We start from the raw sequence: 24138 nt of genomic DNA, 5'->3' as shown, positions 1-24138 counted from the left end.
GGGTACCAGGGGCGGGCAGGGCCCGCAGGGAAGCGGTGAGCCACCCGGTGACCAGCTCGTTCTGGTGGATGCCCTAAGGCGTTCTGAGTTCCACGATTGCATGGTGGGCGGCGATTCTTGCTCGGCGTACTGCGCGGTCGAGGTCGCGGAGGGCCTCGTTGCGGGTGGTGAGTTGGCTGGAGGTGAGGCCGCGTTCGTCGGCGAGGCGGAGGGCGAGGGCGAGGCGGGCGGCCAAGGCGCCCAGGCGGTGGGCGCGGCCGGGGTAGCCGGGGGCGAGGGCCTCGTCGGCGCTGTCTAGGGACGGGAAGCCTTGGGTGGGGCCGTCTACGCCGATCAGGGCGTCGGTTGCGGAGCGCATGGTGAGGGTCAGGGCGCGTTCGGCTTCCGCCAGTTGGGGCACGTCGGCGTCGGTGGTCGCGGCGGGCATGGTCGCCCACCGTACCCCGGAATAGGACGAACCGCGGCGGTCCTCGGCGGGCACCAGGCCGAGCCGCTTCCCGGCCAGTACGGCGATCGCCGCCTGCTCGGCCGCCACCGCCGAGCGGGTGAACGCGGGCGGCCCGGTCAGCCCCAGCGGATCCCCGGGCGCGGGCAGCGCCAGCCGGAACGAGGTCAATCCTTCGCCGCGCAGGTCCGCCAGGAAGCCGCGCAACGGCACGTCGGCCAGCTCGGCGGCGGACGCGGAAACCTCGGCGGGCAGCGGCGAACCGGCCGCCTCGGTGGTGGATGCGGCGTCCACGGGCACGGCCACGAGCTGCGGGCCCGCGGCGCGTTCCACCCGGTCCACGGCCTCGTCAAGACCGACGTGCCCGGTCAGCCAGGCGTTGCCCCAGGCGACAAGGGTGGCGGAGATCGGTGAATCGGTGCGCACCCGATCCACGATATGCGCTCGTCCTCCGTTAGGTTTTGTCTGAGCGTGTTCGAACGGGAGGGGGACTGTCGTGGGCGGTCAGGTGCTTCGGCTGCAGGACGTGGCCGTCCGGAGGGACGGCGCGACGCTCTTGGGCGGCATCGAATGGACCGTGCGCGAGGACGAACGTTGGGTGGTGATCGGTCCCAACGGCGCGGGAAAAACCACGTTGTTGCAGGTCGCCGCCGCGTTGTTGTTCCCCACCGAGGGTTCGGTGGAGATCCTCGGCGAGCGCCTCGGCCAGACCGACGTCTTCGAGCTGCGGCCCAGAATCGGGTTGGCCAGCTCGGCGCTGGCCGAACGGGTGCCGCCCGAGGAGAAGGTCATCGACCTGGTCATCACCGCGTCGTACGCGATTCTCGGGCGCTGGAACGAGGAGTACGACTCCAACGACGTGACCCGCGCGGTCGAATTAATCGATCAACTCGGCTGCGCGCACCTGATCCGGCGGCGGTTCGGCACGTTGTCCGAGGGCGAGCGCAAACGCGTACAGATCGCTCGGGCCCTCATGCCCGACCCGGAGTTGCTACTGCTGGACGAGCCGGCCGCCGGGCTTGACGTGGCCGCCCGGGAAGATCTGGTACGGCGGCTGTCCGCGCTGGCCCTGGACGCGAAGTCGCCGACCATGGTGCTGGTCACGCACCACGTCGAGGAGGTGCCGGCCGGGTTCACCCACGTGATGCTGCTGCGGCATGGATCGGTGGTCGCGCAGGGGCCGCTGGAGCAGGTGATGAACTCCGACAACCTGTCCAAGACGTTCGGGGTGCCGCTCAGCCTCGATCGCGGTGATAACGGCCGGTGGTACGCGCGCCCGTACTGATAGCAATGGCTCGGCCGCTCCGTTAAGCCGCCGCCCTCCTCCGCAACGACGAGGTGATGCAGCCGACCGCGTCACCGTGGGCGACGCCTTTCTCGTCCCCCGGAGCCCGTGTCTTCGCTCGTCTCGCGTTTCCTCGGTACGGACGCAGGCGGCCGAGTCGTTCTGATATGTGGTCTTAATCCACGCGTATGGGCAAAACCAAATAGCATTCCAGCCGGGGTCAAAGACTGGAGTGAGAGCATGGTTGAGCTCATCGCCGCCCTGATCGTGGTCGGTGTCGCGGGATTTGCCCTGGCCAGAACGATCAGAATCGTGCCGCAGGCCACCTCCAGGATCGTGGAGCGTTTCGGTCGCTACCACCGGACCCTCAACGCGGGTCTCAACATCGTGGTGCCGTTCATCGACCGGATCAAGGTTGAGGTCGATCTCCGCGAGCAGGTGGTGACGTTTCCCCCGCAGCCGGTGATCACCTCGGACAACCTGGTCGTCTCCATCGACACGGTCATCTATTTCCAGGTCACCGACCCGAAAGCGGCCACGTACGAGATCGCGAGCTTCATTGTCGCGGTGGAGCAGCTGACCGTGACGACGCTGCGGAACGTGGTCGGCGGGATGGATCTGGAGCGGACGCTCACCTCGCGCGAGGAGATCAACACCGAGCTGCGCGGGGTGCTGGACGACGCGACCGGCAAATGGGGCATCCGCGTCAACCGGGTCGAGCTCAAGGCGATCGATCCGCCTGCCTCCATCCAGGATTCGATGGAGAAGCAGATGCGCGCCGATCGCGACAAACGCGCCGCCATCCTCACCGCGGAAGGCAACAAGCAGTCCGCCATCCTCACCGCGCAGGGCGAACGCGAAGCCGCGGTCCTCAAGGCCCGCGGCGAAGCCGAAGCCGCCGTCCTCCGCGCCCAGGCCGAAGCCGAAGCCAAGGCCATGCGCGCCAAGGGCGAAGCCGACGCCATCGCCATGGTCTTCAAAGCCATCCACGAGGGCGCCCCCGACGACCGCCTCCTCGCCTACCAGTACCTCAAAACCCTCCCCGAAATCGCCAAGGGCGACGCCAACAAACTCTGGATCGTCCCCTCCGAAATGGGCCGCGCCCTCGAAAACCTGGGCGGCCTCTTCAGCCCCCCAAGAGAAGCGGTCGAACCCCCACGCGACGGCGAAATCGGCCGACCCTCCGGCCCTGCCTCCCCTCAGGGGCAGTAACGGACGGCCGAGCTGGCCAGCCCACATCCCGTGAGGTGGACGGAGGAAGCCCGGGCCAGCGTCGCCGCCGAACTCGTCCGCATTCCTCAGGGGTCGTGACGGATGGTCGAGTCGGCCAGGCCCGCATCCCTACGGGATTGAGGCGGACCCGCCGAACTCGTCCGCATTCCTCAGGGTCGTGACGGATGGTCGAGTCGGCCAGGCCCGCATCCCTACGGGATTGAGGCGGACCCGCCGAACTCGTCCGCATTCCTCAGGGTCGTGACGGACGGTCGAGTCGGCCAGGTCCACATCCCACGGGTTGAGGTGGACGGGGGAAGCCCGGGCCAGCGTCGCCAGCGAATTCGTCCCTGACGGAGGGCCGAGCCGTCCGGCCAGCCTTGGCGCCGGTACGGCGAGAAACTGGCTTGGGCGTGAACGGCGCCGGATAACGGCGAGCAACCGGCTTTCCGGCTTAAGCGGCAGGGGTGCCGTCTACCGGGTGCTCGACCAGGGCGAGGATGCGGTTGGACATGAAGCGGGCGGTGCGGACGGGGGTGCCGTTTCGGGTTACTTCGCTTACTTCGACGATGCTGCGGCCGGTGGTTACCTCGACGCGGCGGCCGGCTTTGGTCGCGACGACCTCGTAGGTGCGCGGGGTGCCTCCGGCGTCGATGACGATTTCTACTCGATCCCCTTTCACGCCTTAGTCATACCCACATTCGAGCATTTGTACGCATTTTTCAGGCTGTCAGGAGTTTGACGATGGCCGTGACGCCGACGATGACGATCACGGCGCGCAGGAGGGGAGCGGGGAGTTTCCGGCCGACGCGGGCACCGATGAATCCGCCGAGCGCGGACCCAACCGCGATCAAGGCCACCGCCGTCCAGTCGACCTCAGCGATCACCACGAACAGCACTGCCGCCGATGCGTTGACCAGCAGGGAGAGCAGATTCTTGGCCGCGTTGACCCGCTGCAAGCTCTCATCGAGGAAAACGCCCAGCAGCCCGATCAGCACAACCCCCTGCGCTGCCCCGAAATATCCCCCATACACCCCAGCCCCGAACACTCCCAGCCACAACCACGGCCCTCCATGTGGATGCGCGAGCGGCCGCCGCTCAGCCAGCCACACATTGAGTTTCGGCTGCGCCACCACCATCACACACGCCACCGCGATCAACACCGGCACGATCACCTTGAACGCCTGCTCCGGCAACCACAGCAGCAGCAACCCCCCGACCAGCGCCCCCATCACCGACCCGGCGCCCAACCGCAGCAACCGCTCCAACTGCCCCTGCAACTCGGCCCGATACCCGAGCACGCTGGTAATCCCGCCCGGAACCAGCCCAATGTTGTTGGACACATTCGCCACAACCGGCGGATACCCCACCGCCAGCAACGTCGGAAACGTAATCAACGACCCTGACCCGACCACGGCATTGATCCCCCCGGCCCCAACCCCAGCCGCAAAAACCGCGACCGCTTCCAGCGGTGTCACCAAGATCTCCTCAACATGGCGAGTCGTTCAGTTACGCGCCGTATTCCGGCGCCGTTCACCTCCGACCCCGGTTCTCGCCGTACCGGCGCCAAAAGCGCTCAGCTCAGAGTGGCAGCACCCCAAGAGCCGGCCTTGCCCGCCCCCATCCCAAGCCATGACTACAGATGGTGGTGTATGCCGGAACGCGGCTCCGTCACCGTCCTCGGGGCCGTGGTTACGGCCGTGGAAGGTGGTGGGTCGGGACGTGGCTCTGTCGCTGTCTTCGGGTCCGTGGTTGCGGCCGTGGAAGGTGGTGGGTCGGGACGTGGCTTCGTCGCTGTCTTCGGGTCCGTGGTTGCGGCCGTGGAAGGTGGTGGGTCGGGACGTGGCTCTGTCGCTGTCTTCGGGTCCGTGGTTACGGCCGTCGAAGGCGGTGGGTTGGAACGAGGCTTGTGTCCGTTTCGTGGTCGCGGTCATGTCCGTGGATGGTGGAAGACCGAACGCGGCTGAGGCCAGGGGTTGCCGGTAGCCGCCGCGTACGCCTGTTAGACACAGACCTGGACTATGCCATCCTCGCTCAGGCGGGTTTGCAGGGAGGGTTGGGGAGCGGTGGCGGGCCCGTGGACCACGGAGCCGTCGGTGAGGCGGAAGACGCTGCCGTGCCAGGGGCAGATGACGCAGGGGGTGCCGTTGTCGACGGCGATGCGGCCCTGGTGGAGCGGGCCGGCCAGGTGAGAGCAGCCGTCGGCGAGAATGGCGACCGTTTCGCCCAGGCGGAGGACGAAAAGGTCGATGTAGCCGAGGCGGCGCATGACAGGGCGGCCGTTGGGGAGCTCGCGGAGGGCGCACAGGTCGTGCCAGCCGGTCGGGACCAGATGGGTGACCGATTCGGCGTGATTGGCTCCGGCGGCTTGGCGATGCGCCAGGTGCCCGCCGAGATATCCCGCCAGGCTCGCGGCCCCGAAACCCAGAAAGGACAGGGTCCGGCCGGTTCGGGCACGGCCGGTGAGGCGCATGAGGAGCGAGGTGGTGTAGAGGCTGAGAGCGGTCACATTGGCCACCGCGTGGACGAAGCCGACCCGCTGCTGTTCCCGATGCAGCGACGACCAGTCGGTGATCCCGGCCGCCGCCGTCGGCAGCGCGGCCGCCAGCCCCGTCGCCAGAAGCACGCGCGCCGCCCGTGGATCAGCCGAGGTCAGGTCGAGCACGGCGGTCCCCGCCAGGGACCCCAGCGTGAACGTGGCCAGCGACGGATGAAGCGGATGCCCGATCGGCACTCCGTGCAGAATGTCCCGCAAACGCCCCGGCCGGATCCTGGCTCGTACGGCTTTCGCCAGCGCCCGTATCGGCGGATCAAGCCGACTACTGTGCTCCAACCGGTCCAAGGCCTCCCCAGGCGGAGCGATGAGACGGTTTGCCCGGCGCGGTTCGGTCGATTTATCCATCGATTTCACCCCCTGACCGACCTACCCCCGCCTCCGCAAGGCGAACATCCGGGCCGCCAGACCCCGGAGCCAGGGCGAGAGATGCCCACGTCAGTTGCCCCCCGGGTCCAGGCGTCGAAGTGCGAGATATCCCGGGCGTCAGGGCACCAGGCGTCCCTGCGTCACAGATGTCTCCACGAACTCCACCGCGAACGGCCCCAGGCGTCGAAGTGTGGGATGTCCCGGGTGTCAGGGCGCCAGGTGTCCCCGCGCCACAGATGTCTCCACCAGGTCCACCGCGAACGCTCCCAGCGTCGCCGACCCATCCGAGATGATCGCGACCTTCTCCCGAACCTGCCGCGCCGTCACCTTGTACAACGCCCAGGTGCCGCCCTCATTGTGATGATTGGCCATGATCGGAGCCAGCCGATCGAGCGCCTTCGCGAACCGCGCCTCCGGGGTCTCGCGCGCCTCGAACTCATCCCACAACGCCCGGAACTCGGTGGCCTGATCACCAGGCAGCAGCCCGAAGATGCGATCCGCCGCCGCCCGCTCGGCCGCCTCCTGCGCCTCCACCGCCACCACGTCGTAGATGAACGTGTCCCCGGCGTCGATCTCCACGATGTCGTGCACGAGCAGCATCCGTACCACCCGGTCCAGATTCACCCCAGGCTCGGCATGCTCGGCCATGACCAACGCCAGCATCCCGAGATGCCAGGAATGCTCGGCGTCGTTCTCCCGCCGGGAGCCGTCGATGAGCAGGTTGCGCCGCAGGACGCGTTTCAGCTTGTCGATCTCCAGAATGAACTGGATCTGGCCCGACAGGCGGTCCTCGTGATGCGCGGTGGTCACCTGCGCAAGCCTAATCGGACGTGATCACCCTTAGCGGCCGAGTTGGCAAGATCATCGTATGGCCAAACTCACCGGAACCCCGTTGAACACGGCATTGCCGGACAGCGGGTCGATCACATCCTCGTCGGTGAGCACGTTTACGCTCACCCCCGCGTTCTTGGCCGCGACCGCCTGCGCGCTGCCCTCGTGCCCCCAGCCGTGCGGCAGGCTCACCACCCCTGGCATGATCGTGTCAGTCGGCTCCAGCGGCACGGTCAGCTCGCCCTTCGCCGACCGCACCACCGCCTCCCGCCCAAGCCCCAGCCGTGCCACATCCGCCGGATTGATCTGCAACGTGCACTGATTGCTCCCGCCCACCAGCGGTCCCACGTTGTGCAGCCAGCTGTTGTTGGACCGCAAATGCCGCCGCCCAATCAGCAAAAATTCCGGTATTTCCGCAGAAAGCCGCGCGCGGAGCCGTACCAGATCGGCCATGATCCCCTCCGGGGCCAGCTCGATCATGCCGGAAGCCGTCGCCAGGTTGCCCGGAAGCCGGGGCTCCAGCGGGCCGAGATCGATCCCGTGCGGATGCTCGCGCAGCTTGCGCAAGGACAGGTCACCACCCCCGGACCACTCGCCATACGGGCCCAGCCGCAGCATCGCGTCCAGCCGCAGTTCGGCCCCCGACGAGCCGTCCAGCGCGGCGCGCCGTTCCGGGGACTGACCGAGCAAACCGTCCAGGATGAGCTCGTCCAGCAGCGCCGGATCCGCGTCCGCCCCCTGCCCGGACGCGATCATCGCCAGCCGGGCCAGGATCTCGGTCTCCGGCGGCGCGCCGTCCAGGGGCAGCGCCGCAGGCGAATACCTGACATAGTTGCGCACCGCGAACCCCAGCAACGCGAAGTCGAAATGCCCAGAGTTGAGCATCCGCGGCGGCGGCAGGATCACATGCGCGTGCCGAGTGGTCTCGTTCAGATACGGATCCACGCTCACCATGAACTCGAGCCCCCGGAACGCCCGATCCAGCCGAGCCCCATTGGGCGCCGAAAGCACTGGATTCCCGGCGATCGTGATAAGCGCCCTGACCTGCCCCTCACCCGGCGTCTCGATCTCATCGGCCAGCGTCGCCACCGGCAACTCGCCGTTGGCCTCCGGCAGCCCGCGCACCCTGCTGTGCCACCGCCCCGTCCGGTACGGCTTGCGCCGCCCGGCCTTTTCGGTAGCCGGCCGAGCGAACATGGCCCCACCAGGCCGATCCAGGTTGCCGGTCAGCACGTTGAGCACGTCCACCAGCCACTGGGTGATCGTCCCGAACTCGGCCGTACAGGTGCCAAGGCGGGCGTACACGGCGGCGCTCGGAGCGGCGGCAAGCTCACGCGCCAGCCGTACGATCACGGCGGCGGGCACCCCGCACGCCCGCGCGGCGATCTCGGCGGGGAAGTCGCGGAGCGCGGCCTCCACCTCGGCCAGGCCGTTGACCGGCGTGTCCACCGTGACCAGACCCTCGGCGAACAGCGTGTGGGCGATCCCCGCCAGCAGGTACGCATCCGTGCCGGGCAGCACGAAGACATGCTCGTCGGCCAGGTCGGCGGTGCGGGTCCGGCGCGGGTCGACCACGACCAGACGCCCGCCCCGCTTCCTGATCGCCTTCAGGCGGCCGGGGAAGTCGGGCGCGGTGCAGAGCGAGCCGTTGGACTCCAGCGGGTTGGCGCCCAGCATGAGCAGATAGGCGGTGCGGTCCAGGTCGGGCACCGGGATGGCCAGCGGGTTGCCGAACATCAGGCCGCAGGAGACGTGCTTGGGCATCTGGTCGGCGGTGCTGGCGGAGAAGACGGCGCGGGTGCCGAGGCTACGGGCGACCGCCGAGCCGTACAGCGCGCCGGCCATCGTGTGCGCGCTCGGGTTGCCCAGGTAGATGGCCCTCGCCGGGCCGGGCACGGCGGCCAGGCCGCGTTCGACGGCGGCGAACGCCTCCGGCCAGGAGACCTCGCGCCACTGGTCGCCGTCCCGGACGAGCGGGGCGCGCAGGCGGTCGGGGTCCTCGTCGAGGCGGCCGAGCGAGGCGCCTTTGGGACAGATGAATCCCCGGCTGAAGGGGTCCTCCCGGTCGCCGCGCACATCGGTGACATGTCCGGCATCGTCGAGGGTGATCTTCAGGCCGCACACGGCCTCGCAGAGCGGACAGGTTCGATACACGACGCTCATGTGCACTCCTGAAGGGAATGGCGGAAGCCCCAGAACCGAATATAGCTCTGTTCCGGGGCTTCCCGGCGCCCTGACGCCCCCGCGGACCGCCAAGGCGCCCTTCTGAACCCTTTCCAGCGGGGAGGCGCGGAAACGGCTCAGCTCATCAGGGCCATTCGGCCGGCCGCTTCTACCTCCTGCACGAGGTCGAAGCGGGGATCGCGGTACTGCCGGGCGCCGAAGCCGGCCCGCGTTATGGTCCATTCCAGCTCGTAGGCCCAACGGTCCTGGTCCGCGCAGAGCCGCCGGTCCGCACCGTCAAGAAGCAGTATGAGCTGGGCCTTGCATAGCAAGAGGGCATTGGTACCGTGGAAGTGCATAGGAGACTCCTTCTCGGTGGCTTCGACTGGAGCTCTCAGGCCGGGTCGTCGGTGGCAGCCTTCGACCCGGCCTTTTCCTTGCTTCGTCGCAAGGACATCTACGGGGTTGGGGAACGGCGCCTTTGCCGGATTGCGTAGCCGTACGCCGGACGATCATCGGCTGGCCTGGTGATCTTCGATGTACCTTCCTGTCTTGATGGTCGCTCAGAAGAGAATTGTCTGCAAGACGTGACGCAAGAAAAACCTTCGAATGCGTGCAATGGCTTGTGCAATTTGCATACGATAGGGGAGGTCCCTCCGATAGGGGCCGTCCAGCCCAGCGCGCGAGTTGTAGGGGACGGTGGTTGGGATGGCAGAGGTCGATGCGCCCAACCCCCGGCGCCGACGCCTCGCGCAGGAGCTACGCCGACTTCGTGAGGCCACCGACCTCAACGGTGAAGACGCGGCGAAGCGGGTGGGCTGGTCAGCCGCGAAGCTCAGCCGTATCGAAACTGCTAAGACACTCCCCACGGAGAGTGACGTCACGACCTTGCTCAACCTGTACGAGGTCGGTGACGGCGTATTTGGGAATGTGCAGAAACTCCGCCTGACCGCCGCTCAAAAAGGCTGGTGGGAGAAAGAGAGCGCTGCCCTCGACCAGGGCTATGTCGCCTACATTGGTTTTGAAGCGGAAGCCACTGTGATGCGAAACTGGGAACCCCATGTGGTGCCCGGTCTGCTCCAAACCGAGGAGTACGCACGGGCGCTTCTGGGGCACCTCGTCCAGCCGATCAACCAGATTCCCCCGATCTGGTCGCATAGCAGGGTCGAAGCGCGAATGCGGCGCCAGCGAACGCACCTGTTCGCTCCGGAGCCCCTGACCCTGCAGGTGATTATCGACGAGCCGGTGCTCCACCGCCCCGTCGGAGACGGGGCCATCATGCGGAATCAGCTTCAGTACCTGGATGACATCGCTACCAGGGATAATGTGGAGATTCGAATCACTCCCGAGGCGACGCAAGTGCCGATGACCACCGGACCTTTCGTCCATTTCACGTTCCGCGACTTCCCTGACATCGTCTATCTGGAAGACCTCACAGGTGGACGTTTCATCGAAGGTGTGGAAGCTGTCTTTTCTTATGAGCGGGCCTTCGAGCATCTGGCGAAGGGAGCACGAGACGAGTCGGATTCGCGGCGTCTAATTCAGGAAGCAATAGTGCAATGGCAGACCTGAGGTATGCCGGCCGCGCGGATATGGATAGATCGCCCAAATGAGTAACAGCATTGGAGTCTGGCAGAAGAGTTCGTTCAGCACGAACGGCAACTGCGTGGAGGTCGCCCGCCTTGACGGCGGGAATATCGGCGTCCGCGACAGCAAGGACCCACACGGTCACGCCCTCGTCTTCACTCCGAGTGAGTGGGATGCGTTCGTCCGGGGCGTGAAGGGCGCCGAGTTCGATCTGTAGCAAAACGGCCCCAGTGCGCCAACACCGGAGCCGTCTTCCGCATGCCCCAGGCCGCACCTGGGGAGTGAATCCGATTTGTCCGAAATGTCTGACTGCTAGATCATTCTTGAACCACACGATGTTAGCGCGTAAGGAGCCAGCGACGATCATCGGATCGCAATGCTCGCCGACTTGGGCGAAACATGGTCAAAACGGCGTTTGATGGTGGTTGGACCAGGTTTATAGTCTTGAGGGATTGCACGCGTGCCTTCATCCTTATAGTAGATTCGACGAAAAGGGGTGGGCAGTGCTGGATTTCGACCTGTCCAAGGCCGACTGGCGTAAGAGCCGCCACAGCTCTAATGGGAACTGCCTTGAGGTGGCCCGGCTGGGTCTCAGGCACGTGGGGATCAGGGACAGCAACGATTTGAGCGGGGTGGCTCTGATCGTTTCTGTGGAAGACTGGCGGGCTCTAGCCGCCGGGATCAAGGATGGGGAGTTTGACCTGTAAGGGCCCGTGAGGGCCCTTTCGTATGAAAGGCCCGCGTCCTCCCGGAGGGGGCGCAGGCCTTTCGCGTCGCCATGGAGTCACGGACACTAAGCTGAGTTGTTCAAGTAAAGGAATAGTTCCAGCGTGGCGTGGGGAACTGCCTGGGAGACCGTCCGAGATGGCATGCTCAGGTGCGTGAAGAGCAATTTGGTGGCCGTCCTCGTCTTTGCCGTGCTTGCGATCGGATGCAGTGCGGCCGAGGGGGAGCCGGTCTCCGAGTCGGTGGATGAGCCCGAGGCCACGGCCACGGTGCCGCCGAAACCGACGCGCCAGCCGTACACGATCGCGTTCGGGGGGGACGTGCACTTCGAGGGGGTGCTGCGGACCCGGCTCAACGCCAATCCGCGGACCGCGCTTGGGCCGATCGCGAAGGTGCTCAGGCGGGCCGACCTGGCCATGGTCAACCTGGAGACGGCGGTGACCACGGGTGGCACGCCCGCGCCCGGCAAGCAGTACACGTTCCGGGCACCGCCCAGCGCGTTCACGGCGCTGAAGGCGGCCGGGGTGGATGTCGCCTCGATGGCGAACAACCACGGCATGGACTACATGGACACCGGGCTGCAGGATTCGCTGGCGGCGATCAAGCGCACCAAGTATCCGATCGTGGGGATCGGGAAGAACGCGGCGGAGGCGTACCGGCCGTGGCGGACCACGGTGAACGGGAACCGGGTCGCGATCATCGGGGCGACGCAGGTGCTGGACGCCGAGTTCATCTCGGCCTGGACGGCCACCAGCACGAAGGGCGGTCTCGCGTCGGCGAAGGAGGAGGGGCGGCTCTTACAGGCGGTCCGGAACGCGCGCAAGAACTCCGACACCGTGATCGTGCACCTGCACTGGGGGACCGAACTGCAGAAATGCCCCAACGACGCGCAGCGCGCGCTGGCGCCGAAGCTGGTCGAGGCGGGCGCCGACGTGATCGTGGGCGGGCACGCGCACATCCTGCTGGGCGCCGGCTACCTCGACAAGAGCTACGTCAGCTACGGGCTCGGCAACTTCGTCTTCTACAACTGGGGGCCGGAAACCGGGCAGACCGGGGTGCTCACCCTGACCATCAACGGCCGCCGGGTGCTGAAAGACCAGTGGACTCCCGCGCGGATCAACGGCGGCGTGCCCGTGCCGGTCACCGGGTCCGCGGGCAAGCAGGCGACCGCCAATTGGCGGGCTCTGCGGTCCTGTACGGGCCTGACAGCGAAACCGTCCTAGCTGGAGTCACCAGAATTTCCCCGACCTGTCATGGTGCAAGACGCGGCCACGGCATTAACGTCCACTCATGACGCAGCGGTCTCAGTACATTCTCGACGTTCTCCTGGCCGAGTTCGGGGACTCGATCGCCCGGGAACCGGCGGCTTTCCAGCGGAAGTTCCGCAAGATGGCGGCGACGCCGTTCGCGTTCTATCGCGGCAGCGCGTGCCTGTTCTACGCGGATCTGTCCACGGAACTGGCCGACGACTCCTATCTCGACGATCTCACCCGCCGCGTCTGGATCCACGGCGACCTGCATGCCGAGAACTTCGGCACGTACATGAACGCCTCCGGGGTGCTGGTGTTCAACGTCAACGACTTCGACGAGGCGTATGTCGGGCCGTACACGTGGGATTTGAAGAGGTTCGTGGCGAGTGTCGCCTTGATCGGGTATGCCAAGGCGCTCTCCGATGAGGTGATCAGCAGGTTGGTGGGGGACTTCGCGCATTCCTACCTGGGGGAACTGCTCGGGATCGCGCACGGCGGGGACGACGCGATCGGGTCGCTCACGCTGGACACCACCGCCGGGGTGCTGCACCGGGTGCTGCAGACCGCGCGGCTGAACACTCGGGTGTCGATGCTCGACCAGGAGACCACGATCGACGACTTCGAGCGCCGGTTCACGCTCACCGAGAGCCGGCTGCCGGTGGACGCGATCACCCGGGGCACGGTGATCGAGGCGTTCCAGGACTATCTGGGCACGTTGCCCGCGCCGCTCAACCCGGTCGAGCACGTGATCAAGGATGTGGCGCTGCGCAAGGGCATCGGGATCGGGTCGGCGGGGCTGCCGTCCTACAACCTGCTGCTCGAAGGGCACACGCAGGCGCTGGAGAACGACGTGATCCTGTACATGAAGCAGGCGCAGGTCCCGGCGGTGGCGCGCTACATCACCGACGAGAAGGTGCACAGATATTTCCAGCATCAGGGGCATCGCACGGCGGAGTCGCAGCGGGCGTTGCAGGCCTACGCCGATCCGTGGCTCGGCTACACGGTGCTCAACGGGGTGGGGCAGCTGGTCGCGGAGGTGTCGCCGTACTCGGCGGATCTGGACTGGAGCGACGTCAACGAGCCGGGCGACCTGTCGTCGGTGGTGCGCGATCTCGGGCGAGCGGTCGCGCGCATGCACTCGGTCGCCGACGACGAGTCCAGCCACGACCTGGTCGACTTCTCCACCGAGGAGGCGATCGCGGGCGCGGTCAACGGAGACCACGACGGCTTCGTCGCGATGCTCGTGGATTTCGCCCACGCCTACGGCGCGCGAGCCCGCCAGGACCACCAGCTTTTCGTGGACCTGTTCCGCAACGGGCGATTCCCGGGGTTGTAACCGACGCAAAATGCGGAACTAGCCGGTAAGACCTGACCCGTGCTGGGAAGAACGGGTAAAAATGGAGGCGTGTCCAGCCAGCCACTTGACGACTTCGACGACCTGGAAACCTCCTCGTTACGCCGTCGGCCCACGCAGCGCCGCAGCGCGCGACGCGTCGAACGCATGCTCGACGCCTGCGCCTCACTCCTGGACGAATTCGGCTACGACTCGTTGTCGACCACGCGCATCGCCGAACGCGCCGGGGTCGCGATCGGCTCGGTCTACCAGTTCTTCCCCGACAAACGCGCGATCAGCCAGGCCCTGACCCGGCGCAACGTGGAGCTGTTCGTGTCCCGGGTCGGCCGCCGGTTCATGTCAGAAGATTTCGACGGATGGTGGGGCGCGGTCGACACCATCATCGACGAGTACGTCGACATGCACCGAACCGTGCCCGGCTTCCGCTCCCTGCACTTCAGCGACGCGGTCGACCTCAACCTGCTCGACTCGGTCTCCGACAACAACACGGTGATCGCCGGACGCCTGCGCGGCATGCTCCTCAAGGAGTACGGCATGGCCGACAGCGAACGCATCGACCTGGCGGTCCTGGTCGCCGTGGAAGCCGGGGACGCGGTGCTCAAGCTCGCGTTCCGCCGCGACCCGAACGGCGCCCCCGAGATCATCGCTCAGGCCAAAGAGCTGATCCGCAGCTATCTCTCCCGCCAACTCCAGGAACGCCCATGAAATATCCGGCAATGGCGGGATCGGATGGTTCCGGGGAGTTCGTGGGTTCCGCCACACCCGGCCCCTGAATTCTCGGTCCCTGGATCTTCCGCCCCTGGATGGTGGGCTCGTCGAGCTGGGCGCGCAACCTGGCCAGTTCCCTCTTTGTCTGGTCATAGGCCTCGAACTTTGCGGACGCGTACCCCGCGAACCCCGGCAGTGCCACGGACAGCACGGCCGCACACAGGAGCGTGAAGGTCGTCTGCTTGGATTTCGCCACCGCAGCCCCCTCGCCCTCGACGCACCTCAGGCGAGGGAAATATGCCCGTCCGGCTCACCAGCAGACGCGGCTGAACTGATCCTGGACCAATCGTGGACAGACGAATGCCTGCCGTTGTCCAGTCAAAGACCCCCCTCTCTAGATAGCCTCATCCTTGTGGCACATGTGACGCGGGAGCAGCTTGATCGTCTGCTCGAACAGGCACTCCTTCTCGACGACCACGGTGCCCTCGCCCGTCAGCTGGACGTGCTCGCCCAGTCGTACGAGACGGGCGAGGTGTCGAGGGCGGCGATCCTCGTTCTGGCGGCGGAGGAGTGGCGGCAGTCGGGCCAACCGGCGGCCGCCCTCGACCGGTTCCAGCAGGCGGCGGACGACGGCGGTGAGGCGCCGGTGGACCCGCGCGCGGGCATCGCCGACACCCTTTTCGAACTGGAACGCCCCGATGAGGCGGTCGACATGATCGCCACCATCAGAAGGGCCGGCTGGACTCCCGCGACCGCCCTCACCATCGCAGAGACCCTCGCCGCGTACGGTGACCTGAACGGCGCGCACGAATGGGCCACCGACGGCGTGGACGCCTGCCCGCCCGGCCTGCTCCGCGAGGCCCTGCTCCGCACCCGCTACCGGATCCGCATCGACCTGGGCCTCCCCGAGGACGACCTCGACGCCCTGCTCGACGTCTCCCGCTGACGCGAGAGAAGGGGCCGCGCGGGTGCGCGGCCCCTTCTCGTGGTCCCCGGCTCAGGGAACCAGGGTGTCGCCCAGCAGGCTCTTGGCGATCTTGGTGACCGTGCCGGGCGCGTCCGGCAGGGCCTTCGGCAGCAGCGACGCCGCGGGCAGCAGCTCGTCGTCGGGTACGGCGGGCACCGCCGGAACCGCGGGAGCCTCCGGCAGCCCGGACGTGGCCGGGATCCCGGCGGCCATCCCGCTCAGCTCGCCGGTCATGGTCTTGGCGAGCACCAGATTGGGCGCGGGCGACTTCGGCGTCCCCGGGAGCGGCGGCACGCCCGGCAGCTCGGGCAGTGTGACCAGCGAGCTCGCATCCCGCAGCCCCGGCACGTCCGGAAGATCCGCCAGTCCCGGCAGCGCGGCCCGGCCGGAACCGGCCGCCACGCCCGCCGCGTCGGCCACGCTGAGCACCCCCGACGCCGCCGACAGGCCCGGCAGCCCGGCGATGGCGGCCAGCCGGTAGCTTGCCCGCGAACGCGGATCCACGCCGCACGGCAGCACGGTGAACACGCCGGTGCGGCCCACGGCCACCAGCGCCGTGCCGACGGCGGCCCGGCCGTTCCGCCCGGCCACGGCTCCGGTCGTCGCCGTGACCTTGTTGGCGACCTTGTTCGCTAGCCCGACCACAGCCGACCGGGCGCAGCGGTCGGCCGCCCCCGGATGAACCCGAACCTGAGCCTGGGCTTGGCCGGCCCAGGCGACTCCCACGACGGTGACCGCCGCCAGCACGGCACCGCACCGCCCGATGTTGCGTGACACGCATGTCCCCCTGTTCGCTTACGGTAGTCCGACAAGCGCCGAACGTAGCCCGCAGTCCCAGGGGGAGAGGCCGCCTTGCCTCAAGCGTGGCAAGAACCTTACGCGGCAGTGCTTGGTTGTTCGGCGGGTCGGACCACGAGGCTGTCGGCGCCTTCGTCCAGATCGACGACGACCTCCTCGCCGTCCCTGACCTGCCCGGCCAGCAGCTCCTTGGCCAGCTGGTCGCCGATGGCCGACTGCACCAGCCGCCGGAGCGGGCGCGCGCCGTACATCGGGTCGTAGCCGGTCAGCGAGAGCCAGTCCCGCGCGGCCGCGGTCACCGTCAGCGTGAGCCGCCGGGCGGACAGCCGCCGGGCCAGGTGCTCCACCTGCAGGTCCACGATCTGGGACAGCTCCTCGGAGCCGAGCGCGTCGAACAGGATCACGTCGTCGAGCCGGTTCAGGAACTCCGGCTTGAACGCGGTCCGCACGGCCGCCATCACGGCCTCCCGCTTGGCCCCGTTCTCCAGCTTCGGATCCACCAGGAACTGCGACCCGATGTTCGAGGTCAGGATGAGGATGGTGTTCCGGAAGTCGACCGTGCGCCCCTGCCCGTCGGTCAGCCGCCCGTCGTCGAGCACCTGCAGCAGGATGTCGAACACCTCCGGATGCGCCTTCTCCACCTCATCCAGCAGCACCACCGTGTACGGCCGCCGCCGCACCGCCTCGGTCAGCTGCCCGCCCTCCTCATACCCGACATATCCGGGCGGCGCCCCGACCAGCCGGGCCACGCTGTGCTTCTCGCTGTATTCGCTCATGTCGATGCGGGTCATCGCCCGCTCGTCGTCGAACAGGAAGTCGGCCAGCGCCTTGGCCAGCTCGGTCTTGCCGACGCCGGTCGGGCCGAGGAACAGGAACGAGCCGGTCGGCCGGTCGGGGTCGGAGACGCCCGCTCTGGCGCGCCGTACCGCGTCGGAGACGGCCTGGACGGCGGCGCGCTGGCCGATCAGGCGTTTGCCCAGTTCCTCTTCCATCCGGAGCAGCTTGGCGGTTTCGCCTTCCAGCAGCCGTCCGGCGGGGATGCCGGTCCAGGCGGAGATGACCTCGGCGATGTCGTCGGGGCCGACCTCCTCCTTGACCATGGTCTGCTCGCGCTGCGCCGCGTGGGTGGCCTCGGCCAGCTCCTTCTCCAGGCGGGGCACCTCGCCGTACATGAGCCGGGCGGCTTCCTCGAACTTGCCGTCACGCTGGGCCCGCTCGGCCGTGCTGCGGCTGTCGTCCAGCTGCTTCTTCAGGTCGCCGACCCGGTTGAGCCCGGCCTTCTCCTGCTCCCACCGCCCGACCAGGCCGTTCAGGTCCTCCTGCCGGTTGGCCAGCTCCTCGCGCAACTTCTCCAGGCGCTGCAGGCTGGCCTCGTCGGTCTCCTTGGCGAGAGCCAGCTCCTCCATCTTCATCCGGTCCACCACGCGCTGCAGCGCGTCGATCTCGACCGGCCGGGAGTCGATCTCCATGCGCAGCCGGCTGGCCGCCTCGTCCACCAGGTCGATGGCCTTGTCCGGCAGGAAGCGCGCAGTGATGTAGCGGTCGGAGAGGGTGGCGGCGGCGACCAGCGCGCCATCGGAGATCTGCACCTGGTGGTGGGCCTCATAACGGCCCTTCAGCCCGCGCAGGATGGCGATCGTGTCCTCCGCGCTCGGCTCGCCCACGTAGACCTGCTGGAACCGCCGCTCCAGCGCCGGATCCTTCTCGATGCGCTCGCGGTATTCGTCCAGGGTGGTCGCGCCGATCATGCGCAGCTCGCCGCGGGCCAGCATCGGCTTGAGCATGTTGCCCGCGTCCATCGCGCCCTCGGCCGCGCCTGCCCCGACCATGGTGTGCAGCTCGTCGATGAACGTGACGATCTGCCCGTCGCTCTCCTTGATCTCGTTCAGCACGGCCTTGAGCCGCTCCTCGAACTCGCCCCGGTATTTGGCGCCCGCCACCATCGCGCCCAGGTCCAGCGAGACCAGGCGCTTGTTGCGCAGGCTCTCCGGCACGTCACCCGCGACCATCCGCTGGGCCAGGCCCTCCACCACGGCGGTCTTGCCCACCCCCGGCTCGCCGATCAGCACCGGGTTGTTCTTGGTACGGCGGCTGAGCACCTGCACCACCCGGCGGATCTCGGCGTCCCGGCCGATCACCGGGTCGAGCTTGCCGTTCCTGGCCCGCTCGGTCAGGTCGACGCCGTACTTCTCCAGGGCCTGGTAGGTGTCCTCAGGGGTCTCGCTGGTCACCCGGGCGTGGCCGCGCACCTTCTCGAACGCGTCGAGCAGCGCGTTCGCCGTCGCGCCCTGGGCCTTCAGCAGGTCGGCGATCGGGCCGCCGTCGGTGGCCAGGCCGACCAGCAGGTGCTCGGTCGAGACGTAGTCGTCCTCCAGCCGCTTGGCCCGCTGCGCCGCGGTGTTGAGCACGGTCAGCAGCTGCCGCGAGGTGGCGGGCGCGCTGACCGTCGCCCCCTGCGCCTTCGGCAGCCCGGCCAGCAGGTGCTCGGCCTGGGTGCGCAACACCTTCCAGTCCGCGCCCACAGCCTCCAGCAGCGGCACGGCCGTGCCCCCGGTCTGCGCCAGTAACGTGGTCAGCAAGTGCGCGGGCGAAATTTCGGGATTTCCTTCCGCCGCCGCACGGCGCATCGCCCCCGCGAGGGCTTCCTGACTCTTCTGTGTGAGCTTGTAGTCCATTTTCGTGGCCCCCAGTACAAGAAAAGAGAGAAGTTAGGCGGGGGGAAGCTGGTAGCGGATCAGCGCCCTGATCATCGTGAGCTCGCTGCGCAGGCGGGACAGCTCGTCCCGCTGGCGGAGGTTCTCGGTTTCGAGCTCCAGGATCCGCTTGATCCCGGCGAGGTTGATGCCCTCCTCCTGGGAGAGGCGCTGCACCTCGCGCAGCAGGATGATGTCCCGGGTCGAGTAGAGGCGGCCACGCCCGGCCGTGCGGCCGGGGCTGACCAGCCCGAGGCGGTCATACTGCCGGAGCGTCTGCGGGTGCAGGCCCGACAGCTGGGCCGCCACGGAGATCACGTAGACGGGCGTTTCATCGGACAGGTCGAAGAAATTGGCGTCCATCGGCTACTCGCTTCTGGCCTGCTTGATCAGTTCCTCGCGTAGGTCCACACCCTCGGTCGCGTCGCGGAACTCCTCCAGCGCGGCCCTGGCCTTGTCGTTCAGGTGTTCCGGCACGGTGACCTGGACGGAGACGAGCAGGTCGCCCTTGGTGCCGTCCTTGCGGGCCGCGCCGCGGCCGCGGACCCGGAAGGTGCGGCCGTTCGGCGTGCTCTCCGGGATGCGGAGCGTGACCGGCATGCCGCGCAGTGTCGGGACCTTGATCTCGGCGCCCAGCGCGGCCTCCGGGAACGTCACCGGGACCGACACGGTCAGGTTCTCGCCGCTGCGGCCGAACACCGGGTGCGGCTGCACGTGCACCACCACGTAGAGGTCTCCGGCGGGGCCGCCGTTCTCGCCGGGCGCGCCCTTGGCCTTGAGCTTGATCCGCTGGCCGTCGCTCACCCCGGCGGGCACCCGGGCCTGGATGTTCCTGGTGCTCTTGCCCCGCCCGCTGCCGTCGCAGACCGGGCACGGGTCGTCCACCAGCAGGCCCCGGCCGCGGCAGTCGCGGCACGGCTCGGAGAAGGCGAAGTTGCCCAGGTTGCGGCTGGCCGCCCCGGTGCCCTCGCAGGTCGGGCAGACCCGCGGCGTGGTGCCCGCCTTGGCCCCCGTGCCCGCGCAGGCCGCGCAGGCCGAGGAGCTGGTCAGCCGGAGCGAGACGGTCGCGCCGTCCACCGCCTCGGCGAACGACAGCGTCACCTCGGACTCGATGTCCTGGCCGCGCCTGGCCCGGCCGGCCGAGCTGGGGCGCTGGCTGCCGCTCCGGTTGAAGATGCCGCCGAACAGGTCGCCGATGCGGTCCCCCGCGCCCTGCTGGCCGCTGCCCCCGAACAGGTCGCCGAAGTCGAAGCCGCCCCGGCCGCCGCCCTGGTTGCGGGCGAAGCCGCCCAGGCCGGAGCCGAACAGCGTGCGGGCCTCGTCATACTCCTTGCGGCGTTTGGTGTCGGACAGCACGTCGTAGGCCTCGGAGACCTCCTTGAACTTCTCCTCGGTCTCGGTGTTGCCCTTGTTCGCGTCCGGGTGATACTGCCGGGCGAGCTTGCGGTAGGCCTTCTTGATGTCGTCGGGGGTCGCGGTCTTGGGCACACCAAGGACGGCGTAGTAGTCCTTCTCCAGGTAGTCCTTGGTGCTCATCTACCGCTTCCTCCGGTTGTGCTGCCGCATATGTGATCGGGTCCCCTCCCGGCGTGCGGGAGGGGGCTCCCGGGGGATTTTCAGTCTTTTTCCGGCTCGTCGTCGAGCAGGTCTCCACCGGTGACGACCTCGTCCGCCGGCACGTCCGCGGCGGCCGGCGGGATGGTGACCTCGCCGCCGTCCTCCGGTTCGGCCACGGCCACCCGCGCGGGGCGCAGGATCCGCTCGCCGATCCGGTATCCCGGCTGGAGGATCTCCACGCAGGTCGGCTCGGTCACCTCGGGGGAGTAGCTGTGGATCAGCGCCTCGTGCACGGTCGGGTCGAACGGGTCGCCCTTCACGCCGAAGGTGGTCAGGCCCAGCTTGCCGACGGCCGCCTCCAGCGACTCGCTCACCTTGGCGAAACCGCCGGTGAGCTCGCCGTGGTCGCGGGCCCGGCCGATGTCGTCGAGCACCGGCAGCAGCTCGGTCAGCGCGCTGGCCACCGCGTGCTCCCGGACGAGGGTCCTGTCCCGCTCGACACGCTTGCGATAGTTGGCGTATTCGGCCTGCAGCCGCTGCAGGTCGGCCGTGCGTTCCGCGAGCATCTCCGCGGCCACCCCGCCGAGCGCGGCGGTGTCGGCGGGGGAGGTCTCCTCGGGCGCGGCCTCCCGCGCCTCCAGGGTCTCCGGGTCGATCTTCCGGTTGTCGCGGATCACCGGCTCCTGCTCGGAACCGTTCTCGCGCGGTGTCACTTGGCGCCGCCCTCCCGCTTCGGTTCGTCGTCGACGATCTCGGCGTCCACGACATCCTCGTCGGCCTTGGCCTGCTGCTGCTCACCGCCGGGGTTGCCCCCCGGGTTGCCGCCCTCGGCGCCGGACGCGGCGGCGGACTGGGCGTAGATCGCCGAGCCCATCTTCTGGCTGACCGTGGCCAGCTTCTCCGCGGCGGCCCGGATGGCGGGCGTGTCGGTGCCCTCCAGGGTCTTCTTCAGCTCAGCCAGCGCGTCGTTGACCTCGGTCTTGATGTCGGCCGGGACCTTGTCGTCGTTCTCCCGGAGGAACTTGTCGGTCTGGTAGGCCAGCGAGTCGGCGTTGTTGCGGACCTCGGCCTCCTCCCGGCGGTTCTTGTCCTCCTCGGCGTAGGACTCCGCCTCCCGCATCATGCGGTCGATGTCGTCCTTGGCCAGCGCGGAGCCGCCGGTGATGGTCATCGTCTGCTCCTTGCCGGTGCCCAGGTCCTTGGCGCCGACGTTGACGATGCCGTTGGCGTCGATGTCGAAGGTGACCTCGATCTGCGGGATGCCGCGCGGCGCCGGGGCGATGCCGGTCAGCTCGAAGGTGGCCAGCTTCTTGTTGTACGCCGCGATCTCGCGCTCGCCCTGGTAGACCTGGATCTGCACGGACGGCTGGTTGTCCTCGGCGGTGGTGAACACCTCCGAGCGCTTGGTCGGGATCGTGGTGTTCCGCTCGATGATCTTGGTGAAGATGCCGCCCTTGGTCTCGATGCCCAGCGACAGCGGGGTCACGTCCAGCAGCAGGACGTCCTTGACCTCGCCCTTGAGCACGCCGGCCTGGAGCGCGGCGCCGATCGCGACGACCTCGTCCGGGTTGACGCCCTTGTTGGGCTCCTTGCCGCCGGTCAGCTCCTTGACCAGGTCGCTGACGGCCGGCATCCGGGTGGAACCGCCGACCAGCACCACGTGGGCGATGTCGGCGACCTTGATCCCCGCGTCCTTGATGACCTGGTGGAACGGGCCCTTGCAGCGCTCGAGCAGGTCGGCGGTGATGCGCTGGAACTCGGCGCGGGTCAGCTTCTCCTCAAGGTGCAGCGGACCCTCGGCCGAGGCGGTGATGTAGGGCAGGTTGATCGAGGTCTCGGTCTGCGAGGACAGCTCGATCTTGGCCTTCTCGGCCGCCTCGCGGAGGCGCTGGGTGGCCATCTTGTCCTTGGACAGGTCCACGCCGTGCGCGTTCTTGAACCGGGTCACCAGCTCGTCCACGACCCGCTGGTCCCAGTCGTCGCCGCCCAGGTGGTTGTCACCCGAGGTGGCCTTGACCTCGACGAAGCCGTGCCCGTCCTCGGAGCCGACGTCCAGCAGGGACACGTCGAAGGTGCCGCCGCCGAGGTCGAAGACGAGGATGGTCTGGTCCTGGTCCTTGTCGAGCCCGTAGGCCAGAGCGGCCGAGGTAGGCTCGTTGATGATGCGCAGGACGTTGAGGCCCGCGATGGTGCCGGCTTCCTTGGTGGCCTGGCGCTGCGCGTCGTTGAAGTAGGCCGGGACGGTGATCACCGCGTCGGTGATCTTCTCGCCCAGGTAGGCCTCCGCGTCCTGCTTGAGCTTCTGCAGCACGAAGGCGCTGATCTGCTGGGGCGTGAACTTCTTGCCGTCGATCTCGACCGACCAGTTGGTGCCGATCTCGCGCTTGACCGACCGGATGGTCCGGTCGACGTTGGTCACGGCCTGGCGTTTGGCCACCTCGCCGACCAGCACTTCACCGTTCTTGGCGAAGGCCACCACGGACGGCGTGGTCCGCGAGCCTTGGGCGTTCGCGATGACGGTGGGCTCACCGCCCTCAAGGATCGAGACGACGGAGTTGGTCGTCCCCAGGTCGATACCTACCGCACGTGCCATGAGTACGTCCTTGTAGTCAAAGTTGAGTCAGACAGACTCAATATTGGGATGGGCTTCCCGCCCTTGTCAAGCGCGGGGCTGTCAAACAGCTTGAGTCTAATGCGCTCAACCCTTGAGCTGCGCGAAAAGTTCCCAAACCCGCACATGCCGACGGCCCGCGCCGGTATCAGCGCGGGCCGTCCCCAACGTCACTTCGCGCCGTCGACCACCTTGCGCTTGCCCAGCGGAGCCTTGAGCTTGACCAGGGTGGTCTTCTTGACCGCGATCGCGATGCAGAAGCCGTTGTCCTTCACCGAGCCCTCATACAGGGTGACGGTGACCTTCTTACGCGTCTCCTTGACCTTGACGTGGTCCAGCGCGTAGCACTGCTGCGGCCCGGACCACCAGGTCACCTTGAGGTACTTGCCCTTCTTGTACGGCTTCGCCGACGTCCACTTGACCTTGTGCGGGTTGATCGTCCCCCGCTGCGGCTTCACGATGGGATCGGCCGCCACGGCCTGGGCCGGGAGAGCCCCCGCGCCCACGCTCAGCGTGAGCGCCGCGGCGAGGGCCACAGCTGCCCGTCGAATGGTCATTTCGCACCGTCCACGATCTTCCGGTCGCCGACCGGTTCGGAGAGCTTGACGATCGTCTTCTTCTCGATGGCGATCTCGATGCAGATCGCGTCCTTGTCGGTGGTGCCTTCCCACAGCGTGACCGTCACCTTGGTGGCGGAATACGTCACGTCCACACGGTCAAGGCTGTTGCAGGGTTCCACGCCCGACCACCAGAAGATCTCCAGGCCGTCGGCCACGGGCTTGACCTCGGTCCACGGGATCTTGCGGGGGTTGATGGTGTTCCCCACGGCGACGGCCATGGAAGGGCCGGTGGTCGGGACGCCCGAACTCGCCGGCGTGCTGACCGGCTGTTCCGGGTTGACCGGTTGGCCAGTGGTCACAGAGGTCCCCTCTCCACACGCGACCGCCGTAAGCAGGAGCGCGATCAGCCAGATCCGTCTCATGTCCCTATGACGGCCGAGTCCCGGCGCGGGTTCATAAAACCATTGA

23 protein-coding genes and 1 pseudogene are annotated in these 24138 nt (G+C 67.9%); 9 read left to right on the top strand and 15 right to left on the bottom strand.

What is annotated here, in order from left to right; all coding sequences use genetic code 11:
• Window positions 1–73 precede the first annotated feature (73 nt).
• Window positions 74–871: an Rv1486c family protein gene (locus Aple_RS42280; protein WP_155350403.1), complete on the bottom strand. Its 798-nt coding sequence runs from the start codon at window positions 869–871 to the stop codon at window positions 74–76.
• Between the two features lie 70 nt (window positions 872–941).
• Here Aple_RS42280 and Aple_RS42275 point away from each other — a divergent pair, with 70 nt between their 5' ends.
• Window positions 942–1730 (top strand): ABC transporter ATP-binding protein, encoded by a 789-nt coding sequence (locus tag Aple_RS42275; protein WP_155350402.1) that lies wholly within the window; start codon window positions 942–944, stop codon window positions 1728–1730.
• Window positions 1731–1970: 240 nt separating this feature from the next.
• Entirely contained in the window at window positions 1971–2942 is a 972-nt protein-coding gene (locus Aple_RS42270) for an SPFH domain-containing protein (RefSeq protein ID WP_155350401.1), read from the top strand.
• A gap of 454 nt (window positions 2943–3396) precedes the next feature.
• On the opposite strand, the gene Aple_RS42265 is transcribed toward Aple_RS42270, so the two are convergent.
• The 6 genes from Aple_RS42265 to Aple_RS42240 form a co-directional block, all read right to left on the bottom strand.
• Window positions 3397–3624 carry a DUF8836 family protein gene (locus tag Aple_RS42265; protein ID WP_155350400.1) on the bottom strand — a complete coding sequence of 76 codons (228 nt, stop codon included), beginning with the start codon at window positions 3622–3624 and terminating at the stop codon, window positions 3397–3399.
• A gap of 40 nt (window positions 3625–3664) precedes the next feature.
• The gene (locus tag Aple_RS42260; protein WP_155350399.1) at window positions 3665–4420 is read right to left on the bottom strand and encodes a sulfite exporter TauE/SafE family protein; all 756 of its coding nucleotides are present in this window, start codon (window positions 4418–4420) and stop codon (window positions 3665–3667) included.
• Window positions 4421–4944: 524 nt separating this feature from the next.
• Entirely contained in the window at window positions 4945–5775 is an 831-nt protein-coding gene (locus tag Aple_RS42255; RefSeq protein WP_246265156.1) for a Rieske (2Fe-2S) protein, read from the bottom strand.
• 297 nt (window positions 5776–6072) lie between these two features.
• Window positions 6073–6675 carry an HD domain-containing protein gene (locus Aple_RS42250; protein ID WP_155350397.1) on the bottom strand — a complete coding sequence of 201 codons (603 nt, stop codon included), beginning with the start codon at window positions 6673–6675 and terminating at the stop codon, window positions 6073–6075.
• 51 nt (window positions 6676–6726) lie between these two features.
• Window positions 6727–8859, bottom strand: a complete 2133-nt coding sequence (locus Aple_RS42245; RefSeq protein WP_155350396.1) for a molybdopterin-dependent oxidoreductase — start codon at window positions 8857–8859, stop codon at window positions 6727–6729.
• A gap of 137 nt (window positions 8860–8996) precedes the next feature.
• Window positions 8997–9218 carry a hypothetical protein gene (locus Aple_RS42240; RefSeq protein ID WP_155350395.1) on the bottom strand — a complete coding sequence of 74 codons (222 nt, stop codon included), beginning with the start codon at window positions 9216–9218 and terminating at the stop codon, window positions 8997–8999.
• A 349-nt stretch (window positions 9219–9567) separates the two neighbouring features.
• Between Aple_RS42240 and Aple_RS42235 the strand changes: the two genes are divergently transcribed.
• From Aple_RS42235 to Aple_RS42205, 7 genes are all read left to right on the top strand, one after another.
• Window positions 9568–10431 (top strand): helix-turn-helix domain-containing protein, encoded by an 864-nt coding sequence (locus Aple_RS42235; RefSeq protein WP_155350394.1) that lies wholly within the window; start codon window positions 9568–9570, stop codon window positions 10429–10431.
• A gap of 37 nt (window positions 10432–10468) precedes the next feature.
• Window positions 10469–10663: a DUF397 domain-containing protein gene (locus tag Aple_RS42230; protein ID WP_155350393.1), complete on the top strand. Its 195-nt coding sequence runs from the start codon at window positions 10469–10471 to the stop codon at window positions 10661–10663.
• A gap of 286 nt (window positions 10664–10949) precedes the next feature.
• Window positions 10950–11153: a DUF397 domain-containing protein gene (locus Aple_RS42225; RefSeq protein ID WP_155350392.1), complete on the top strand. Its 204-nt coding sequence runs from the start codon at window positions 10950–10952 to the stop codon at window positions 11151–11153.
• Between the two features lie 174 nt (window positions 11154–11327).
• The gene (locus Aple_RS42220; RefSeq protein WP_246265155.1) at window positions 11328–12395 is read left to right on the top strand and encodes a CapA family protein; all 1068 of its coding nucleotides are present in this window, start codon (window positions 11328–11330) and stop codon (window positions 12393–12395) included.
• 67 nt (window positions 12396–12462) lie between these two features.
• Complete coding sequence (locus Aple_RS42215; protein ID WP_155350391.1) at window positions 12463–13758, top strand: DUF2252 domain-containing protein; 1296 nt, start codon at window positions 12463–12465, stop codon at window positions 13756–13758.
• 165 nt (window positions 13759–13923) lie between these two features.
• Window positions 13924–14481 carry a TetR/AcrR family transcriptional regulator gene (locus tag Aple_RS42210; protein ID WP_155350408.1) on the top strand — a complete coding sequence of 186 codons (558 nt, stop codon included), beginning with the start codon at window positions 13924–13926 and terminating at the stop codon, window positions 14479–14481.
• A gap of 415 nt (window positions 14482–14896) precedes the next feature.
• Entirely contained in the window at window positions 14897–15430 is a 534-nt protein-coding gene (locus tag Aple_RS42205; RefSeq protein ID WP_246265150.1) for a YfgM family protein, read from the top strand.
• 51 nt (window positions 15431–15481) lie between these two features.
• Here Aple_RS42205 and Aple_RS42200 read toward each other — a convergent pair whose 3' ends face one another.
• From Aple_RS42200 to Aple_RS42165, 8 genes and pseudogenes are all read right to left on the bottom strand, one after another.
• A complete protein-coding gene (locus Aple_RS42200; RefSeq protein ID WP_155350390.1) occupies window positions 15482–16228 on the bottom strand; it encodes a hypothetical protein in 747 nt (248 codons plus the stop codon).
• Between the two features lie 98 nt (window positions 16229–16326).
• Window positions 16327–18924, bottom strand: coding sequence for an ATP-dependent chaperone ClpB (clpB, locus tag Aple_RS42195; protein ID WP_155350389.1), 2598 nt, complete (start codon window positions 18922–18924; stop codon window positions 16327–16329).
• A 122-nt stretch (window positions 18925–19046) separates the two neighbouring features.
• Window positions 19047–19305, bottom strand: a pseudogene (locus Aple_RS42190) (heat shock protein transcriptional repressor HspR); the annotation flags it as partial.
• A 3-nt stretch (window positions 19306–19308) separates the two neighbouring features.
• Window positions 19309–20478 carry a molecular chaperone DnaJ gene (dnaJ, locus tag Aple_RS42185; protein WP_155350387.1) on the bottom strand — a complete coding sequence of 390 codons (1170 nt, stop codon included), beginning with the start codon at window positions 20476–20478 and terminating at the stop codon, window positions 19309–19311.
• 80 nt (window positions 20479–20558) lie between these two features.
• Window positions 20559–21212 carry a nucleotide exchange factor GrpE gene (grpE, locus tag Aple_RS42180; RefSeq protein WP_155350386.1) on the bottom strand — a complete coding sequence of 218 codons (654 nt, stop codon included), beginning with the start codon at window positions 21210–21212 and terminating at the stop codon, window positions 20559–20561.
• Entirely contained in the window at window positions 21209–23092 is a 1884-nt protein-coding gene (gene dnaK / locus Aple_RS42175) for a molecular chaperone DnaK (RefSeq protein WP_155350385.1), read from the bottom strand. The genes grpE and dnaK overlap by 4 nt, the downstream gene beginning before the upstream one ends.
• A gap of 188 nt (window positions 23093–23280) precedes the next feature.
• Window positions 23281–23667: a hypothetical protein gene (locus Aple_RS42170; RefSeq protein WP_155350384.1), complete on the bottom strand. Its 387-nt coding sequence runs from the start codon at window positions 23665–23667 to the stop codon at window positions 23281–23283.
• Complete coding sequence (locus Aple_RS42165; protein ID WP_246265148.1) at window positions 23664–24029, bottom strand: hypothetical protein; 366 nt, start codon at window positions 24027–24029, stop codon at window positions 23664–23666. Before Aple_RS42165 ends, Aple_RS42170 begins: the two co-directional genes overlap by 4 nt.
• Window positions 24030–24138 lie beyond the last annotated feature (109 nt).

Source organism: Acrocarpospora pleiomorpha, assembly GCF_009687885.1.
Classification (GTDB): domain Bacteria; phylum Actinomycetota; class Actinomycetes; order Streptosporangiales; family Streptosporangiaceae; genus Acrocarpospora; species Acrocarpospora pleiomorpha.
The sequence above is the reverse complement of the archived record's forward strand: the minus strand, read 5'-3'. Positions and strand labels throughout refer to the sequence as shown.

What these genes read in the sequence shown, in the direction of transcription:
- Aple_RS42245 (WP_155350396.1), bottom strand. Translation starts at nt 8,859, where the DNA reads ATGAGCGTCGTGTATCGAACCTGTCCGCTCTGCGAGGCCGTGTGCGGC.
- Aple_RS42235 (WP_155350394.1), top strand. Translation starts at nt 9,568, where the DNA reads ATGGCAGAGGTCGATGCGCCCAACCCCCGGCGCCGACGCCTCGCGCAG.
- Aple_RS42170 (WP_155350384.1), bottom strand. Translation starts at nt 23,667, where the DNA reads ATGACCATTCGACGGGCAGCTGTGGCCCTCGCCGCGGCGCTCACGCTG.
- clpB (WP_155350389.1), bottom strand. Translation starts at nt 18,924, where the DNA reads ATGGACTACAAGCTCACACAGAAGAGTCAGGAAGCCCTCGCGGGGGCG.
- Aple_RS42230 (WP_155350393.1), top strand. Translation starts at nt 10,469, where the DNA reads ATGAGTAACAGCATTGGAGTCTGGCAGAAGAGTTCGTTCAGCACGAAC.
- Aple_RS42240 (WP_155350395.1), bottom strand. Translation starts at nt 9,218, where the DNA reads ATGCACTTCCACGGTACCAATGCCCTCTTGCTATGCAAGGCCCAGCTC.
- Aple_RS42270 (WP_155350401.1), top strand. Translation starts at nt 1,971, where the DNA reads ATGGTTGAGCTCATCGCCGCCCTGATCGTGGTCGGTGTCGCGGGATTT.
- Aple_RS42215 (WP_155350391.1), top strand. Translation starts at nt 12,463, where the DNA reads ATGACGCAGCGGTCTCAGTACATTCTCGACGTTCTCCTGGCCGAGTTC.
- Aple_RS42210 (WP_155350408.1), top strand. Translation starts at nt 13,924, where the DNA reads ATGCTCGACGCCTGCGCCTCACTCCTGGACGAATTCGGCTACGACTCG.
- dnaJ (WP_155350387.1), bottom strand. Translation starts at nt 20,478, where the DNA reads ATGAGCACCAAGGACTACCTGGAGAAGGACTACTACGCCGTCCTTGGT.
- dnaK (WP_155350385.1), bottom strand. Translation starts at nt 23,092, where the DNA reads ATGGCACGTGCGGTAGGTATCGACCTGGGGACGACCAACTCCGTCGTC.